Annotated in this window: 13 protein-coding genes and 1 pseudogene; 2 read left to right on the forward strand and 12 right to left on the reverse strand. The window is 73.3% G+C overall.

The features are described from left to right. Window positions 1–78 precede the first annotated feature (78 nt). Both aspS and AC4IJH_RS38610 read left to right on the forward strand, forming a co-directional pair. Window positions 79–1,842 carry an aspartate--tRNA ligase gene (aspS, locus tag AC4IJH_RS38605; protein WP_490856659.1) on the forward strand — a complete coding sequence of 588 codons (1,764 nt, stop codon included), beginning with the start codon at window positions 79–81 and terminating at the stop codon, window positions 1,840–1,842. A 72-nt stretch (window positions 1,843–1,914) separates the two neighbouring features. Further along, window positions 1,915–2,190, forward strand: a pseudogene (locus AC4IJH_RS38610) (Uma2 family endonuclease); the annotation flags it as partial. 50 nt (window positions 2,191–2,240) lie between these two features. On the opposite strand, the gene AC4IJH_RS38615 reads toward AC4IJH_RS38610, so the two are convergent. The 12 genes from AC4IJH_RS38615 to AC4IJH_RS38670 all read right to left on the reverse strand — a co-directional run. Beyond that, window positions 2,241–4,067 carry a discoidin domain-containing protein gene (locus AC4IJH_RS38615; protein WP_490856660.1) on the reverse strand — a complete coding sequence of 609 codons (1,827 nt, stop codon included), beginning with the start codon at window positions 4,065–4,067 and terminating at the stop codon, window positions 2,241–2,243. A 2-nt stretch (window positions 4,068–4,069) separates the two neighbouring features. Further along, window positions 4,070–4,675 (reverse strand): phage tail protein, encoded by a 606-nt coding sequence (locus AC4IJH_RS38620; protein ID WP_490856661.1) that lies wholly within the window; start codon window positions 4,673–4,675, stop codon window positions 4,070–4,072. Next, window positions 4,672–6,627 carry a putative baseplate assembly protein gene (locus AC4IJH_RS38625; RefSeq protein ID WP_490856662.1) on the reverse strand — a complete coding sequence of 652 codons (1,956 nt, stop codon included), beginning with the start codon at window positions 6,625–6,627 and terminating at the stop codon, window positions 4,672–4,674. Before AC4IJH_RS38625 ends, AC4IJH_RS38620 begins: the two co-directional genes overlap by 4 nt. 6 nt (window positions 6,628–6,633) lie before the next feature. Further along, a complete protein-coding gene (locus AC4IJH_RS38630) occupies window positions 6,634–7,068 on the reverse strand; it encodes a GPW/gp25 family protein (protein ID WP_490856663.1) in 435 nt (144 codons plus the stop codon). Between the two features lie 49 nt (window positions 7,069–7,117). Further along, on the reverse strand, window positions 7,118–9,013 hold the full coding sequence (locus AC4IJH_RS38635) for a VgrG-related protein (RefSeq protein ID WP_490856664.1): 1,896 nt from the start codon (window positions 9,011–9,013) through the stop codon (window positions 7,118–7,120). Beyond that, entirely contained in the window at window positions 9,010–9,789 is a 780-nt protein-coding gene (locus AC4IJH_RS38640) for a CIS tube protein (RefSeq protein WP_490856665.1), read from the reverse strand. The genes AC4IJH_RS38635 and AC4IJH_RS38640 overlap by 4 nt, the downstream gene beginning before the upstream one ends. A 1-nt stretch (window position 9,790) precedes the next feature. Then, entirely contained in the window at window positions 9,791–10,228 is a 438-nt protein-coding gene (locus AC4IJH_RS38645; RefSeq protein ID WP_490856666.1) for a phage tail protein, read from the reverse strand. 59 nt (window positions 10,229–10,287) lie between these two features. Continuing rightward, complete coding sequence (locus AC4IJH_RS38650) at window positions 10,288–11,226, reverse strand: hypothetical protein (RefSeq protein WP_490856667.1); 939 nt, start codon at window positions 11,224–11,226, stop codon at window positions 10,288–10,290. 2,770 nt (window positions 11,227–13,996) lie between these two features. Beyond that, window positions 13,997–14,155: a DUF6760 family protein gene (locus AC4IJH_RS38655; protein WP_490856668.1), complete on the reverse strand. Its 159-nt coding sequence runs from the start codon at window positions 14,153–14,155 to the stop codon at window positions 13,997–13,999. Further along, window positions 14,152–14,580: a hypothetical protein gene (locus AC4IJH_RS38660; protein ID WP_490856669.1), complete on the reverse strand. Its 429-nt coding sequence runs from the start codon at window positions 14,578–14,580 to the stop codon at window positions 14,152–14,154. The genes AC4IJH_RS38655 and AC4IJH_RS38660 overlap by 4 nt, the downstream gene beginning before the upstream one ends. Then, window positions 14,580–15,023: a phage tail protein gene (locus tag AC4IJH_RS38665; RefSeq protein WP_490856670.1), complete on the reverse strand. Its 444-nt coding sequence runs from the start codon at window positions 15,021–15,023 to the stop codon at window positions 14,580–14,582. The genes AC4IJH_RS38660 and AC4IJH_RS38665 overlap by 1 nt, the downstream gene beginning before the upstream one ends. An 80-nt stretch (window positions 15,024–15,103) precedes the next feature. Next, a partial coding sequence (locus AC4IJH_RS38670) for a phage tail sheath family protein (protein WP_490856671.1) occupies window positions 15,104–16,370 on the reverse strand: 1,267 nt, incomplete at its 5' end.

Raw genomic sequence — 16,370 nt, forward strand, 5'->3', positions numbered from 1 at the left:
ATGCCAAAGACTGCCGCGTGATAAGGGCGGTAACCTGGAGCGGATAAATCCACCCCCAGACTTTGCGATGGACGAGTGATGCATCGGTACCGGTCCCATAACTGTGGCGAGCTCCGAGCCTCGGACGTCGATGCCGACGTCCGCCTCAGCGGCTGGCTGCACAATCGACGCGACCTCGGCGGCATCCTCTTCATCGACCTGCGGGACCACTACGGTCTCGTCCAGCTCGTGGCCCGCCCCGGCACCCCCGCCAACGAAGCCCTCGGCTCGCTGACCAAGGAAACCGTCGTCCGTATCGACGGCAAGGTCAGCGCGCGCGGCGCGGACAACGTCAACCCCGACCTGCCCACCGGCGAGATCGAGATCGAGGTCTCCGAGGTCGAGGTGCTCGGCGCCGCCGAGCAGATCCCCTTCACGATCAACGCGGAGGACGGGGTCAACGAGGAGAAGCGCCTGGAGTACCGCTTCCTGGACCTGCGCCGCGAGCGGATGCACCGCAACATCATGCTGCGCACCGCCGTCATCTCCGCCATCCGCCACAAGATGGTGGCCCTCGGCTTCAACGAGATGGCGACGCCGATCCTCTCGGCGACCTCCCCCGAGGGCGCCCGCGACTTCCTGGTCCCCTCGCGCCTGCACGCCGGCCGCTTCTACGCGCTGCCGCAGGCCCCGCAGCAGTTCAAGCAGCTGCTGATGATCGCGGGCTTCGACCGCTACTTCCAGATCGCGCCCTGCTTCCGCGACGAGGACGCCCGTGCGGACCGCTCGCCGGGCGAGTTCTACCAGCTCGATGTCGAGATGAGCTTCGTGGAGCAGGAAGACGTCTTCCAGCCCATCGAGAAGCTGATGACCGAGCTGTTCACCGAGTTCGGCGGCGGCCGCACGGTCACCTCGCCCTTCCCGCGGATCCCCTTCCGCGAGTCGATGCTCAAGTACGGCTCCGACAAGCCGGACCTGCGCGCCGAGCTGGAGCTCGTCGACATCTCCGACGTCTTCGAGGGCTCGGAGTTCAAGGCCTTCGCGGGCAAGCACGTGCGTGCCCTGCCGGTGCCGGACGTGGCCGCGCAGTCCCGCAAGTTCTTCGACGGCCTGGGCGACTTCGCCGTCCAGCAGGGCGCCAAGGGCCTGGCCTGGGTCCGCGTCGGCGAGGACGGCTCGCTGTCCGGCCCGATCGCCAAGTTCCTCACCGAGGAGAACGTCAAGGTCCTCACCGAGCGCCTGGGCCTTCAGGCCGGCCACGCCGTCTTCTTCGGCGCGGGCGACTTCGACGAGGTCTCCAAGATCATGGGCGCGGTCCGTGTCGAGGCCGCCAAGCGCGCCGGGCACTTCGTCGAGAACGAGTTCCGCTTCTGCTGGATCGTCGACTTCCCGATGTTCGAGAAGGACGAGGACACCGGCAAGATCGAGTTCTCGCACAACCCCTTCTCCATGCCCCAGGGCGGCCTTGAGGCCCTGGAGACCATGGACCCCCTGGACATCCTCGCCTGGCAGTACGACATCGTCTGCAACGGCACCGAGCTGTCCTCCGGCGCCATCCGTAATCACGAGCCCGAGGTCATGTACAAGGCCTTCTCGATCGCCGGTTACGACAAGGAGACGGTCGAGGCCGAGTTCGGCGGCATGCTGCGCGCCTTCAAGTTCGGCGCCCCGCCGCACGGCGGCATCGCCCCGGGCGTGGACCGCATCGTGATGCTGCTGGCGGATGAGCCCAACATCCGCGAGACCATCGCCTTCCCGCTCAACGGCAACGCCCAGGACCTGCTCATGGGCGCCCCGAGCGAGGTCGAGGAGTCCCGCCTGAAGGAGCTGCACCTCAGCATCCGCAAGCCGCAGGTGAAGTAGTCCGCTCGTACGTATGAAGGGCCCGCGATCGACGGATCGCGGGCCCTTCGGCTTGCCACGCTCCGGTGCATGGATGCCGACGGCGTACTGATGGCCGTCGAGGTCACCTCCAGCGACTCGGACACGGACCGGCGGGACCGGAGGGAGAAGCCGATCGCATACGCCCAGGCGGGCATCCCCGTGTACCTGCTGATCGACCGCGACAGGTGCGAGGTCAAGGTGCACTCCCAAGGTGACGGTGAGCGGTACTCGATGGTGACGACGGTGCCGTACGGCACCGTCGTCACGCTGCCCGACCCAGTAGGCATCGAGCTGGACACCGAGCCGCTGAAGAACTGGGTGCACTGACGCCGAAGGGCCCGCGGTTGCGGGCCCTTCGTGCGTCCGTGTCCGGTTCGCTAGTCGGCCGGCCGGGCCGACCGGCCGAAGAACTCCAGCTCGGCGAGGGCCACTTGCTTGTCCTTGGCGACGCCGTACGCCGAGCGCAGCACCAGCCGTACGCTGACCGCTCCCCGGGCGCGCAGGTCGATCTTCTGGGCGCCGCCGTCGTTGATGCGGTGCGGCGTGGAGCGCCGCTTTCCCGCCGAGTCCGTCACGATCACGTCGAAGTCCATGGGCCTGGCCTGGGCCGCGGCCTGCGCGGTGCGCGGCGACGTGCCGGGCGTGATCATCAGGTTGAGCAGATCGGTGGGAGTGGCGAAGTCCGCCTGGATCCACTGGCCGGCCGAGTCGCCCGAATAGCCCGTGCCCCACCAGGTGTTGGAGTACCCGTCGAAGGCGAGCCGCGGCCCGTGCTTGGGGTCGGAGTGCGAGGCCTGATAGCCGGTGGGGTGCACGGGCACACGCTTGGCGAAGTGGTCCTGCACGGCCCGCGCGGCGGGCGGCCCGCCGAAGATCCCGCCGACCACGACGCCCACGACGACGACGGCCACCACGGCCCGCCCGATCCACCGCTTGCGGTCCCGCCGCAGCCGCGGCCGCTGCCCCGCGTAGGGGCCCTCCGCCTCCGGCCGGTCCGACTCCCGCAGCGGACTGGTGCAACTGCGGCAGAAGTACCGCCGCGGCGCGTTGGGCACCCCGCACCCCGGGCACGGCGGCCCGGACTCCGGCTCCATGGGCCCGGCCTGCCGCACCTGGGGCCGCGCCGCCTCGGGCCTGCCCGGCAGCACACCCCCCGGCGCCTCCGGCGGCGCGGCGGCCGGTCCGGCCTCCGGCACGGGCACCAGCAGCGACCGCACCGCCGTATCCGAGATCCCCGCCTCCCCGTGCCGCTGCCCGCTGCCCCCGGCACGCCCCGGCGGCTCCCACTCCGCCCCGGGCTGCCGCGGCGGCACGCCGCTCCCGGCACTCGGCAGCGGCACGGTGGGCTCGGCCGAGCCGGCCGGCTTCCCCGATCCCGAGCCGGGCCCCTCCTGGTACGACGGCGCGGCGCCGCCCTGCGGGCCCGTGCGCTGCGCGTCGGCCCGGCCGTACGGTCCGGAGCCGCCGGCCTGCCCTTGCCGCCCGCCCGCGGCCGCGCCGTAGCCCTCCTGCCCACCGCTCCCGGGCGGGCCGAACGCACCCGCCGGGCTGCTCTGAGGCGACGGCGCGTCGGACCCGTACGGGTTCTGGGTGCGTGCGTCGGTCTGGTGGTACGTGCCGGCCGGGGGCGTCGGGCTGTCGCCGTACGAAGGCGAGGGCGCCGCGTACGGGCCGGGTGCGGCGCCCGCTCCGGTCGCGGGTGCGGCGCCGCTCGGGTTCGACGGCGAGGCGGGGCCGTGCGAGCCGGTGCCGCGCGCGTCGGACGAGCCGGTGGCCCCGGCCGTGGATGCCGGGCCGCCCTGGTGCGAGGGAGTACTGCTTCCGTACGGGCCGGTCGACCCGGCCGTCGGCGCGGCATTGCTCGCGTGCGACGGCGAGGCCGCTGCGTGCGGGCCCGCGTCGCTCGGCGGGGACGCGGCGGCGCCGGGGCCGGGCGATGTTTCACGTGAAACGGAGTGTGGAGACGGCGAGTTGGGGGTGGGCGCGGAAGGTGGGCTGTTGCTGTCCGAGGCGGGGCCGGAAGGGGAGGCGCTGCCCGAGGGCGTACCGGGACCGGTGCCCGAGGGGCCCGGGGCGCCGGCGGGTGACGCCGGGGTGTCCCAGCGCAGGAAGGCGCTGCAGGAGTCGCAGAAGGACTGGCCGGTCTGGCGCGCCGGGGTGCCGCACTCCGGGCATGTCACCGCGGGAGAAGGGGGGTTGGGCATGGTCAGGAGGTCCCTTCAGGGGAGGGTGTGGTGGTCACCTCGGCCGTGAAGGGGAGGTGGGCGGGGCGGGTCGCGGCGACGACGGCCTGCAGGCGGTGGCGGTCGATGGAGGCGGCGGCGGTCGCGTCGCGCACCCGCAGGGTCACGTGCAGGGCGGGCCGCGGGGTGCCGGGGAAGGCGCCGAGCGGCCGCGCGGACCAGGTCGCCCCGCCGCTCTCGGTGATCTCGGGCCGTACGCCGAAGGCCAGTTGGACGGCGGCCGACAGCCCGCGGCGGGTGCCGCGGACCCGGTGCAGGGCGATCGCGCTCGCCACGGCGTGGCGGCGCACCGGCAGCGGCTCGGTGCCGTCCAGCTCCGTGCCGACCCAGCCGGTGAGCCAGTCCAGGAAGTCCTCCGGCGCCAGCGCGGGCGTGAAGTACGCCTCCAGACAGTCCAGCGCGGTGAACAGCGGCGCCAGTACCGTGTCGAGCCCGGCGACGAAGCGCAGCGCCAGATCGTCGTCGGCGAAGACGGCGGGCAGCTGGTCGGCCAGCGGGTGCGGGGAGTCGAGCCCCGGTACGGTGCCGCGGGCCGAGAGCGCACCGGTGTCCTTGTACGGCGTGGTCATCGGGCCTCGATGACGCGCACGCGGTGGTCGAAGGGGAACAGCAGCGCGGACGGGGCGAGTTCGATGCGGTCGGTGGCATCGCCGCGGCGCCCGGAGAGCGGGTCGGCGGGGTGCAGCAGCACCTCGTCGACCAGCTCCACGCCCGGCACCCGCTGCAGCGCCGCGAAGATCTCGCCGGAGCGCAGCGGGCGACCGAACGGCCAGCCCTCCCCGTGCGCCCCGCCGGTCAGCGGGTCGAGGTAGGCGTACAGGGCGTCCAGCGCCTGCTCCCGTACCCGCTCGGCCTGCGCCGCGCGGAAGGAGTGCAGCGTGGCGACGACGGTCACGCCCTGGTAGAAGGGCGGGCCGACCGAGAGCCGGGTGCCCAGCGGGCGGCGGTCGTCGAGGAACTGCGTGACGCGGCCGAGGAGTTCGTCGCCGGGCACCAGCTGCTCGAAGCGCAGCCGTCCGCCGCGGTCGGGCACCGCCTGCGGCACGACCAGTACGCGCACCGCGTTCTCGCCCGCCTCCGCGGCGTCCGCGGCCAGGCAGTGGATGCGCGCGGTCTCCGGCGCGGCCCGGCGCGCCAGCTCCTCGTAGTCGCGCGCGGTCACCGCCCGCTCCTGCGCGCGCAGCGCGATCGGCGCGCGGACCTTGGCCTCCTGCACCGTCTCGCCGTTGACCCCGCCGCGTGCCGCCTCACGGTTCTCCACCCGGGCCACGTACGGGATCGAGCTGCGCAGCACCTGGATCGCGCCGCGCGCCACATTGCCCGCGCGCCCGCCGCCGGTGCGGTAGCGCGCGGCCCGGATCGCCGCGCCCTTGGGCGGTACGGCGCCGAACTGCCGCAGCGTGCCGTCCGGTTCGCGCACCGCGGGGCCGAAGGCCAGCTCGCCGCTGGAGGCGTCCAGGGTGACATGCCGGTCCTCGGGCCCGGAGCGCGCGAAGTCGGCGACGACCTGCCACTCCTGCCAGCCCTCGCCGTCGGAGATCTCAAGGGTCAGCGGCGGCTGGTCGGCGACGACCGGCGCGTGCGCCAGCCGCAGCCGCTGCCCGGGCACGCCCGCCGACTCGCCCAGCGCCTCGTCCCGTACGACCTCGGCGTGCGCGGCCTTCGTGGTGCCGCCGATGGTGAACGCGGCGGCGGCCCGGACCGTCGGCGAGGCGCTGTAGAACGGCTGGCCCTGGGCGGCCTCCACCACCCGGCAGCGCACCCAGCCCGCGTCGGTGCGCCCGACCCGGGAGACGGTGTGGCCGGCGGGGATGTGCAGTACGACCTCGCCGGGCCGGTTCAGACCGCCGGTGGAGTCCTCGTCCACCTCGCAGACGGCCCAGCCGGCCGCGGTCCACGCCTCCCACACCAGCGGCGGCTGGCGCGGGTCCACGCCCACGCCGTCCACCCGGCTGTCCAGCTGGAGTACGGCCGTACAGCGCGGCACCGCGGCCGACAGCCCGAACAGCAGGGTGTCGCCGGGCTGCGGGGAGGCGGCGAACGCGGCCACGTCCTGCCCGCCGAACACATCGGCGCCGCAGTCCTCGGGCGCCCCGCCCGCCGTCTGGCGCACCACGGCTTCCAGTTCGCAGGGCCACACCGTCAGATCGTCCTCGGTCGCGAAGGCCACCGCCTCCTCGGTCTCCGTACGGCTGGTGGCCACCTCCGTGCCGGCGGGCAGCACCACCGGCTCGGCCTGCGGCGCGGACAGCCAGAAGGTGACGTCCGCGCGGGCCGCGGCGGGCGGGAAGAGGGTGATGCCGAGGAGGTCGAGGAAGGCCAGATGGTTCTTCTCCGGGACCCGGTTGAGGCGGTAGACGATCTGGTCGGCCATGTGCGCGACCGCCTCGATGAGGGTGACGCCCGGGTCGGAGACGTTGTGGTCGGTCCACTCCGGGCAGCGCTGCTGGACATAGCGCTTGGCGTCGTCGACGAACTGCTGGAAGCGCCGGTCGTCGAGGTGGGGTGCGGGCAGGGCCATCGGACTTCAGACTCCGCTTTCGGTGTGCGGGGAGGACTCGGAGGACTCGTGGGAGGGGATGACGTAGAAGGGGAAGACGAGACTGCGCGGGTTGTTGGTGCCGCGCACGCTGTAGCTGACGTCGATGAACAGCACGGCCGGTTCGTCGGGGGCCGGCGAGACCGTCACCTCCAGCACCTCGATCCGCGGCTCCCAGCGGTCCAGTGAGGCGCGCACCTCGTAGCGGATGCGCCCCGCCGTGGCCTCGTTGACCGGCGCGAAGACCAGGTCGTGGACCGCGCAGCCGAATTCGGGCCGCATCGGCCGCTCGCCGGGCGCGGTGGCCAGCACCAGCCGGATCGACTCCTCGATCTCGCGCTCGCGGCGGACCAGCGCGATGCCGCCGCCCGCGTCCATGCGCAGCGGGAACCCCCAGCCCGCGCCGACGAACTGCTCACTCACCTCGGTGCACCTCCTCGCCCATCGCCTTGCCCATCGCCACCAACTCCTCCTAGAACGGCAGGGCGTTGCGCAGGACGGCCGGCGCCGTCAGCGCGACCGTGGCCGCCGAGTTGACGGTCACCGGGCCGACCGCCGTGATCCCGGCCGTACCGGTCGCGTTGATCGTCGCCGCGCCGCCCGCGGTGATCGCCGCGGCGCCACCCACGTTGATCGTCGCCGCGCCGCCCGCCATGACCCCGAACTTCGCGCCCGCCTTGATGTCCACCGCCCCGCCCGCGCTCATCGTCAGCGAGCCGCCGGCCGTCAGCGACAGATTGGCGCCCGCCTTGATCTGCACGTTCCGGGTCCCGGTGATGGAGACGGAGCCGTCGCTCTTGATGGTGACGCTGGTGCGCGCCTCGTCCATGTGGACGGTGAGGCGGCCGTTGCCGGTCTGCAGCCGGATGCCGCTCTTCATACGGGACTTGGCGTCCACCAGCTCCATGGTGTGCCCGCTGCGCGAGGTGAAGGAGCGCCAGTTGATCCGGCCGCTGGTCGGGTCGACCGCGGGCAGCCCGTCCTGCTGCGGGGTGGGCTTGTCGACGCCGTTGTAGAGCCCGGCCAGGACGTAGGGGTGCTCCAGCGAGCCCCGGTCGAAGGCGCACAGCACCTCGTCGCCCACTTCGGGCAGCACCAGCCCGCCGCCGCGGACACCGCCCAGCTGCGCGACCCGGCACCAGTCGCTCTCGTAGGTCTGGGAGAGCCAGGGGAAGCGCAGCTTGACCCGGCCCAGCTTCAGCGGGTCCTTGGCGTTGCTCACCAGCGCCATGGCCACGCCCGGCATGGGCGGCGCCGGCTCGCTGCCGCCGGAGGCGAGCCCGTACAGGGACCGGAACTGCCGCCCCGAGACGGTCAGCCAGGTGGTGAACGGCTGCCCGGAGGCGAAGACATGGCGCACCCCGGTGGCGGTGTACTTGCCCTCGAAGGGGAAGCCCGCGCCCTTGAGGGCGACCGGCCTGCCGGGCCGCAGCTCCGGATTGCCGGTGACCGCCACCTCCAGCTCCGCGAAGGAGCCCGCCACGTCGTCGGCGAGCGCCTCGGCGGCGTGGGTGACCTGGGCCTGGGTGGTGTACGGGGTGTGGGTGGCGGTCAGTTCGGCCTTGCCGAAGGGCCGGGTCAGCGCGGACGGCGCGATGTCGGCGACGATGTCCTTGCTGGTGGCGGCCGTCGACTTGGCGGACAGCGCGCGCTTGGTGCGCATGTCCCAGCCGCGCGCGCCCGCCGTGGAGACCTGCCCGGCGGCGGTGACCGCGACCCGGCTGTGCTGCGCGTTGTGCCCGAACTCCAGGACGTACGGGCTCTGCGCGGCCGGTGTGGTGTCCGCGGGCGCCCCCGAGGCCGGCGGCAGGCCGGTGAAGGTGAGCTTGCCCTTCTCGTCGAAGCTCAGATGGGTGTCGTTCTCCTGCGCCAGGCGGATCAGGAAGTCCCAGTCGGTGATGTTGGGCTGGGTCGCCAGCTCGTAGACGGTGGGCGTGGAGTCGATCTTGCCCAGGGTCAGGCTGTTGAGGGCGGCGATGCGGCGCACGATGTCGGAGGCGGTCATGTTGGGGTAGCCCGCCACCCGGCGGTTGCGCAGCAGCCGGTGGCCGGGGTCGTAGCCGCGTACGACCAGGGACTTGCCGCCCGCGTCCGCGTCCACCTCCAGCGCCGTCACCTCGCCGGTCAGCATCGGCTTGCCGCGCTGCCCGTCGGTGAAGGGGCACAGCACCGCCTTCGCGCCCACCTTGATCTGCGGGAACTTCTCCAGGATGTCGCCGCCGGAGTCGGTGAAGGTCAGCTGGAAGGCGGAGGGCACATTGGCGCTGGCGTCCACCCAGCCCTCGGTCAGCAGCACCGCGAGCTTGTCGGGCAGCACGGAGCCGCCGATCTCCGCGTGCAGCACGCTGGTGTACGTTCGCTCGCTCATCGCGCCGCCGCCTCCTGGGTGTGCGCTGTGGTGGTCGTGGCCGGTCCGGTCGTGGGGGCGGCCTCGTCGGCGGCGGGCAGCAGCAGTTCGGTGCCCGGCCGCAGCCGCATCGGGTCGTCGATCTCGTTCGCCTCGGCGATCAGCCGCCAGCGGGTGGCGTCCCCGTACTCCCGCCAGGCCAGCGAGGCCAGCGAGTCGCCCGCGACGGTGCGGTGCACCCGGCGGGCGCTCAGGGCGCCGGAGGTCGGGTTCTGCCCCTTGGTGGGCATCGCCACCTCGGTCAGGGAGAGCGAGCAGGTGGCCCGGATCGGCTCGCCGGTCGGGTTGAAGAGCGTGTACGTGGCGTTCACGCTGGTCACGTACGCCACGAACTGCACCGTGTTGAACGACCCCCAGGAAAAGCGCACCCAGGGCGGCGAGGGCCGCTTGGAGGTGGCACTCTGCGCGGTCACCTCGCAGCACGACAGCAGCATCTCCACCTGCTTTTGCACCTTGCCGGAGTTCGGGGTGCCCGAGGAGTCCAGGAAGACCTCCAGCTGGAGGGTGGCGGGGCGGGTGCCGGTGAACTTCGGCGGCGCGCCGCGCATATAGGCGACCGCGGCCTGCGTACGCCATTCCGCCTCGCGGCCCAGTTGCAGCTGCGTCGGGTTGAACTGGAACTCCACCTCACCGATCCGCCCGCCCATCGAACCGCCCAGGTCGGCGGGCGGCTGATGGATGGCGAGCGCGGCGCGCACCAGGCTCGCCCCTGCCTTGCCGCCGGTCGGCGCGGCCACCTCAGGCACCGCCCGCGTCGGTGAAGCCGTGGTGCGCGATCTCCAGGGTCTCGGTCGCCACGCTGGGGCTGTCGGGGCTCAGGCTCGGCCCCTGCCAGCGCACGGGGAGCACCTCCACCAGGCCCCACTGCGCGACGATGGAGCCGTCCGCGCGCAGGGCGGCGATCTGTGCGGTGGGCCGGGTGATGCCGGTGGCGATGGACGAGATCCAGGCCGCGACGCGGGAGGTGTCGGCGGTCAGCGGCCGGGTGAGCCGGATGGTGGAGAACGTCACGCGGGTCGGCAGCTGCCACACGAAGCCGTTGTTGCCGCCCTCCTGCCGCTGCTCCACCTCCACCTCTGAGGACAGGCCGTCACAGCCGTTGAACAGGCCGAGGTCCTGGCCGTCGATGGTCAGCTTGAAGAAGACCGTGGAGCCGGGGTCCTTGGTGGTGGGCATGGTGGGTGTTCTTTCGTGGGATCGGTGGGTCGTCTGGTGCGCCTCGCGGCGCGTGGCCCTCAGCGGCCGTGGTCGCGCAGCCGGCCGATCCGCTCGCGGTCACCGCGCAGCTCGGCACGCAGCAGCCGGGAGAGAGGGGCTATGAGGCGGCGGGCCAGGTCGTCCAGTTCGGCGGGGGCGGTGGGGGTGGCCGGGGATGAAGCGGGCTCGGACTTGGGGGTGCTGGAGGGCGTCTGCGCGGACGTGGGTGTGGATGTGGTGCGTGCGGGCGGCGGGGGCGCGGCGGCGGGCACCGTGGTGCGCTGCAGGGGAGGTGCGGCGGGTGGGGCGGATGCGGCGGCGGGCCGCTGCGGCGGGGCGGGCGGCGTCTGTACGGGGGCGGGCGCGGGTGCGCGGCGCTGGACGACCGGGAGGGGCGGCTGGGGGGTCCGTACGGGGGCGGTGCTGCGCGGGTGCAGCGCTACGACGGGTGTGGCGGGGCGGGGGGTGGGGCGTGAGGTGGGGTGGGTGCCGGGGTGGGCGTCGGTCTGCGGGGGTGCTGCCGCGAGCCTCTGCATCGGTACGGGGGCGGGCGTGGGCGCGGTTGTGGGCGTGGGCGTAGGCATGGGCATGGGCGCAGGTGCGGGCCGCTTTGCCTGCCGCTCTGCCTGCCCCGCTGCCTGCTGTTCTGCCTGCCGCTCTGCCTTCGCCATCGGAGTGGTCAGGCCGCGGGAGGAGGCGAGCGCGGCGGGCGCCGAGCCCGGTTCTCCTGCGCCGATCTCGTTGGGGCGGTAACTGCCCGGCGCGATACGGCGGTTGATGGGTACGACGGGGAGCGGGCGGGCGTCGGCGCGTGGGCCGGGGGCCGCCCCCTGTGCGGTGGTGGTTCCGGGACCGGTACTCCGGTGGTCGTTGTCGGACTGCTTCGCTTTACGTCCGACAACGACCCCCTCCGCACCGGCCCCTTCGGCCGTCCGCGCGGCTGCGGCGTCGCCGTGGACCGGGTTCGTCTGCGCCACTGTGCCGGGAACGGCGGGTGGCGTGACCGGTGCACCGATCGGCGACCGCGTCGGCACCTCCCGAGCCGCTGGGCCGTTCGGTCCGCTGTCCGCCGCCCGCTGAATCGGTGCCCCGAGTCCCGTACGGGGTCGCTGGCCCGCACGGGACTCGGGCGGCGCGCCGGCGCTCTCCTCGGGAGAACGCCGGACACGCCGTACAACTGCCCGTCGCTGCACAGGCCGGAGGGGGTGTTCCGGCCGCGCAGCGACGGGGTTGCCTGTCGCCGACGCACTCGGAGAGGCGGCGACAGGCGCCCCAAGACCGGCAGGGGGTACCGGTCCGGGGAGCTCATGGGTCCGACCACCCGGAACAGGCGCCGACGGTGCCCGCGACACCGACTCCGCACCGCCCGGGCCCGCGCCGACGGACGGCCCGGTGCCCGGTACGTCCCCGGCGCCGGGAGCAGCGGCGCGCACCGCTGACGCGCCCGGGGTGGGGGTCCGCATCACCGACGTGTTCGGGGTGCCGGGAGTAGTGGTGCGCGCTGCTGACGTGCTCGGGGTGCCGGGAGTTGGGGTTCGCATCACCGACGTGTTCGGGGTGCCGGGAGTAGTGGTGCGCGCCGCTGACGTGTTCGGGGTGCCGGGCGCAGGGGTACGCACCGCTGACGCGTCCGCGGCATCGGAAGCAGGCGCACGTTCCGCTGCGTCCGGAGTGCTGGAAGCAGGCGTACGCACCGACGCGTCACCCTGCTCCGTATGTGCCTGCCCCACCGGCATCAACCGCCGCTGCGGAACCCCCACCGGCACCGCCGCCGTAAGCGCAGAACGCTCCGCCCGCAGCCGCTGCACCACCGGCCCGGCGCCCCCGCCCTCCCGACGAGCGCTCCGCTCGGGCCGCACCACCGGCACCGCCACAGCCCGTTGTACGGCACCTCCCGGTACGGTCTTTCGCTTCACGGGCAGCCCGGCCGCCCGGTCGACGGCATCCGCGCCGAGCCCCGGACCGGACGCAGCCGACGCGTCCGTCACAGCCACACGCTGGACGACGTTGTCAGGCGCGCCGGACCCGACGGTCTGGCTCTCGGCACGGTGCGGACTCGCTTCCGCGCCCAGCAGGGGGCGCGGGGAACTGCGCGACCAGCCGCCACCGTCCTGCGGCTTGACGACGGCCTCGTCAGCGGAAGGCGCGTTCGTGCCTTGGGCAGGCGCAGTCGGCGCGTTCGCAGTGGCTGCGCGCTGTACGGCGCTGTCAGGCGTACTGGAGCCGTGCGCGGCGGCTTCCCGCTGCCCGGTGGCGTGCCCTCCGGCGTTGGACGGTCCCGCTTCCGGGCCCTGTGAGGGGCGCGGGGAACTGCGCGACCAGCCGCCACCGTCCTGCGGCTTGACGACGGCCCCGTCAGCGGAGCCAGCCGTACGTGACAACGGAGTTGACGGCACGCCGGACCGCACGGACGGCACCGTGCCGGGGGCGGCGGCCGCATCGGTGTCCGCCGCCGGACGCTCGCCCAGTACCGGCCTGGTGGCCGACGGCGTGGGGTGCGGGGATACCGGAGCCTGACCCGCCGTACCCGTACCCGTACTCCTGGGCTGAGGCCCCGAAGAGGCCCGGGCGCTGGGCGCGCCGGCACGCTGCACGGTCGTCTGCGGTGCCTGAGACGGCGCCTGAGACGGGGGCTGAGACGGCGCCTTAGACGGGACCTGAGACGGGGTCTGAGACGGCGCGCTAACGGGCGCATCCGGCGTGCGCGGCGCCCCGCCCGAGGGGTCTCCCGACGGTGGTGCCACGGGCGCCGACCCGTCCGGGCCACGACGCGGAGTCGAGCCGGCGGGCGCGTTTGCCCGCAGCTTCTTGCCCGGCCTTTTGCCCGGCGCAGCCGCCCGCTGTACGGCGGGCCCCGGCGGCACGGCAGCGGTACGCGGCCCCGGCCCCCGCTCCGGTTCCGGCTCCGCGTCGGCACCCCGGCTCGGGGCAGGCGGAGCCACACCTACGGCCGGAGCCTCCGCAGTGACCGCAGCCTCCGCAGTGACCGCACGCTGCACTGCCGGGGCAGGCGCCGGGGCCGGAGCAGAGGCCGGGGCCGGGGCAGGCGCGGGACCCGGATCAGGCGCGAGAGCCGACGCCGGAGCCGATGCCGGAGCAGAAGCCGCAGCCGACGCCGGAGCAGAAGACGGAGCAGAAGCAGGCGCGGTACGCGGGGCCGGAGCAGACGCCGGACCCGCCGTCGGCGCGGGAGTTGAGGCCCGGGCCGGCCGGGACGGCGCAGCCGCCCCGCTGCCGAAGCGGTGCTCGGCCTCGCCCGTGGTCGTCTCTTCCTCCGCCGCGCCGTCGGGACGCGGCCGCACCGGCAGGTGAAGTGCCGGCAGGCCGAGGGACGTGGGGCGGCCGGCGACCGGCGTGAGGAGGCCGTGGAGGACGCCGCTGGGGGCGGAGCGGCGGACCGCGTGGCCCAGTTCACCGCCGAAGGAGGGGTTCTGGTGGGTGGTGAGGGTGGCGCCGAAGCCGGTCTCGGCGATCGGCCGCGGCGCGGACAGGACGCGCTGGACCGGGGCCACGGTGGCCCAGCCGCCGTCCACGGGCGCGGGCGAAGCGTCCTGGCCGGTCGCACCCGGGCCGGTCGCGCCGACCGCACCCGGGTCAGCCGCGCCCGACGCGCCCGGCGCCGACCCGGCCGAAGCCGTATCGGCGACCGGCTCCTGCGCGCCCTCCGGGCGCTCCGCCCGCCGCCGCCACCTGAACAGACCCATCCCGTACCCCGTTTACCCCAATCGTTCCTGCTGTCCTGTCACTTCACTGCTTGGCCTCGGCCTGTTCCACCAGGGACGCCGTCCGCGACACGTACGCGCGCCGGTCCGCGTGTTCGAGGTCGAGGATGTCGGCCATGGACCAGTGGAAGTGGTAGGCGAGGTACGCGACTTCCTCCTCGATGCGGTCGGCCGCGTACGTCACGATTCCCCCAGGCGGCTCCCGGCCAGCTCCACCTCGAAGGACTCCTCGCAGTGCGGGCAGGCCACCGCCGCGCGGGTGTGGCCCTCCGCGTTGATCTGCCGGTAGAAGTCCTGGAGGAAGGCGAGGTCGGAGGCGAACATGTTCTCCACCGTGCCGTCGTGGACATCGGCGAGCGTGCCGAGCCGGGTGATGACCCGGCCCAGCAGCACCACCGACAGGTACGCGGGGTTCTCGCGCACCCGCACATCCCGCAGCGGGACCAGTTCGTCCCGGGCCGTCGCCAGCCGCATCGCGCCCTTGCGGTGCACGGTGCCGGACGGGTCCACATAGCCCCGCGGCAGCTCGAACTCGAACTCCGTACGCAGCGGTTCCCGTCCGCCCGCCGCGGCTTCCGCCGCCGGCCCTGCTGGTCCCTCGCGCCGCATTACTCGATGACCAGCTCTTCGAAGACGATGGTGACCTGCTCGGTCAGCGCGGACGCGTCGCCCGCCTTGACGCTGCTGGTCTCCACCTTGCTGCACCAGGCGTTGCGCATGTTGTAACGCTTCACCGGGTTGTTCTGGTAGTCCATCATCATGATGGTGGCGTTCTTGCGCGCCGAACCCATGTCCCCGGCAATGGACTTGTTGATCCACTCACTGAAGACGGGGCTCTGCGTCATACCGCGGGTGACGGTGCACTGACCGGCCTTCTTCACGCCGGGCATCTTCTTCACGACGGGCTTTCCGTCCGCCGAGACCTGCTGGTACTCGATGACGTCCTGCTCCATGGTCAGTCCGCTGACCTCCTGCAGGTACTCGACCATGACGCCGTCGATCTGCAGGCCGAAATTGTGTGTGGTGAGCGCATCACCGGGCTGAAGGGACAAGGGAGTTCACTCCTGCTGCCGAAAACTGAAAACTGAAAAGAAGGGGGGCCTGCATTCCGTACGCGCGTGTGCCGCGCGGCCTACTCCTCCAGCTCGCCGCCCCCGCCGGAGAACTGCGCCAGGCGGAACACCACGAATTCGGCGGGCTTGACCGGCGCGATGCCGATCTCGCAGACCACGCGGCCGACGTCCACGGACTCCGGCGGGTTGGTCTCCTCGTCGCACTTCACGTAGAAGGCGTCCTCGGGGCGCTGCCCGAAGAGCGCGCCCGAGCGCCACTCGTTCACCAGGAACGCGGAGATGTTGCGGCGGATACGGGCCCACAGGGCGTGGTCGTTGGGCTCGAAGACGACCCACTGGGTGCCGATCAGGATCGACTCTTCGAGGTAGTTGAAGTAGCGGCGCACGTTCAGGTAGCGCCAGGCCGGGTCGGAGGCCAGGGTGCGCGCGCCCCACACGCGGATGCCGCGGCCGGGGAAGGCGCGGATGCAGTTCACACCGATCGGGTTGAGCAGGTCCTGCTCACCGCGGGTGATCTGGAGCTCCAGGTCGACCGCGCCGCGCACGATCTCGTTGGCCGGGGCCTTGTGCACACCGCGCTCGGCGTCGTTGCGCGCCCAGACGCCCGCCATGTGGCCGGACGGCGGCACGATGCGGGTCTGGCCGCTGGCCGGGTCGAAGGCCTTGATCCAGGGGTAGTACAGCGCGGCGTAACGCGAGTCGTAACCGGCGACTTCCTGGCGCCACTTGCGCACGTCACGGGCGTTGAGCGCGGGCGGCGGGTCCAGGATGGCCATGCGGTCGCCCATGAGCTCGCAGTGCGCGACGAGCCCGAGCTGGACGGCCTTGACCTGCTCCAGGTCGATCAGGCCCTGCTGGTAGGCGGCCATCAGGTCCGGTACGGCCACCATGTTGACCTCGTCCAGCGCCTCCAGGCCGCCGAACCCGGTGCGGTCGGCGGAGTCGCCGATGAACTGCCCGGAGTCCACCCGCGCCACCTGGCCGCCCGTCGTGGCGGGCGCCGGCGCCGGCGCGGGTGCGGGCGGCGCCAGGGTGACGCTCTGCGCGTCCGGCTTGGCCAGCTGCCCGCTGCCGGTCTCCTCGATGAGGATCGCCTTGGAGCGCTGCTTGACCTGCGTGACCACGTAGTTGCGGGCGGTCTTCTTGGCGGAGACGTCGAAGCTCTCCACGACCCGCTCGCCGTCCTTGACGACCAGCTTGAAGCGGTCGGCGGCGCCCTCGCCCTCCACGTCCTGCACCTCGACGGTCAGCGAGCCGTCGCCCGCCGAACCCGCGGCGATGGCCGCGATCCGGAAGGCGCCCAGCGCGCGGGGGGCGCCCGGGGTC

It is taken from the genome of Streptomyces sp. UF-297, assembly GCF_058245575.1.

Coding starts and splice junctions, on each gene's coding strand:
- AC4IJH_RS38660 (WP_490856669.1), bottom strand. CDS start 14,580: ATGCGGCGCGAGGGACCAGCAGGGCCGGCGGCGGAAGCCGCGGCGGGC.
- AC4IJH_RS38620 (WP_490856661.1), bottom strand. CDS start 4,675: ATGACCACGCCGTACAAGGACACCGGTGCGCTCTCGGCCCGCGGCACC.
- aspS (WP_490856659.1), top strand. CDS start 79: ATGCATCGGTACCGGTCCCATAACTGTGGCGAGCTCCGAGCCTCGGAC.
- AC4IJH_RS38625 (WP_490856662.1), bottom strand. CDS start 6,627: ATGGCCCTGCCCGCACCCCACCTCGACGACCGGCGCTTCCAGCAGTTC.
- AC4IJH_RS38615 (WP_490856660.1), bottom strand. CDS start 4,067: ATGCCCAACCCCCCTTCTCCCGCGGTGACATGCCCGGAGTGCGGCACC.
- AC4IJH_RS38645 (WP_490856666.1), bottom strand. CDS start 10,228: ATGCCCACCACCAAGGACCCCGGCTCCACGGTCTTCTTCAAGCTGACC.
- AC4IJH_RS38635 (WP_490856664.1), bottom strand. CDS start 9,013: ATGAGCGAGCGAACGTACACCAGCGTGCTGCACGCGGAGATCGGCGGC.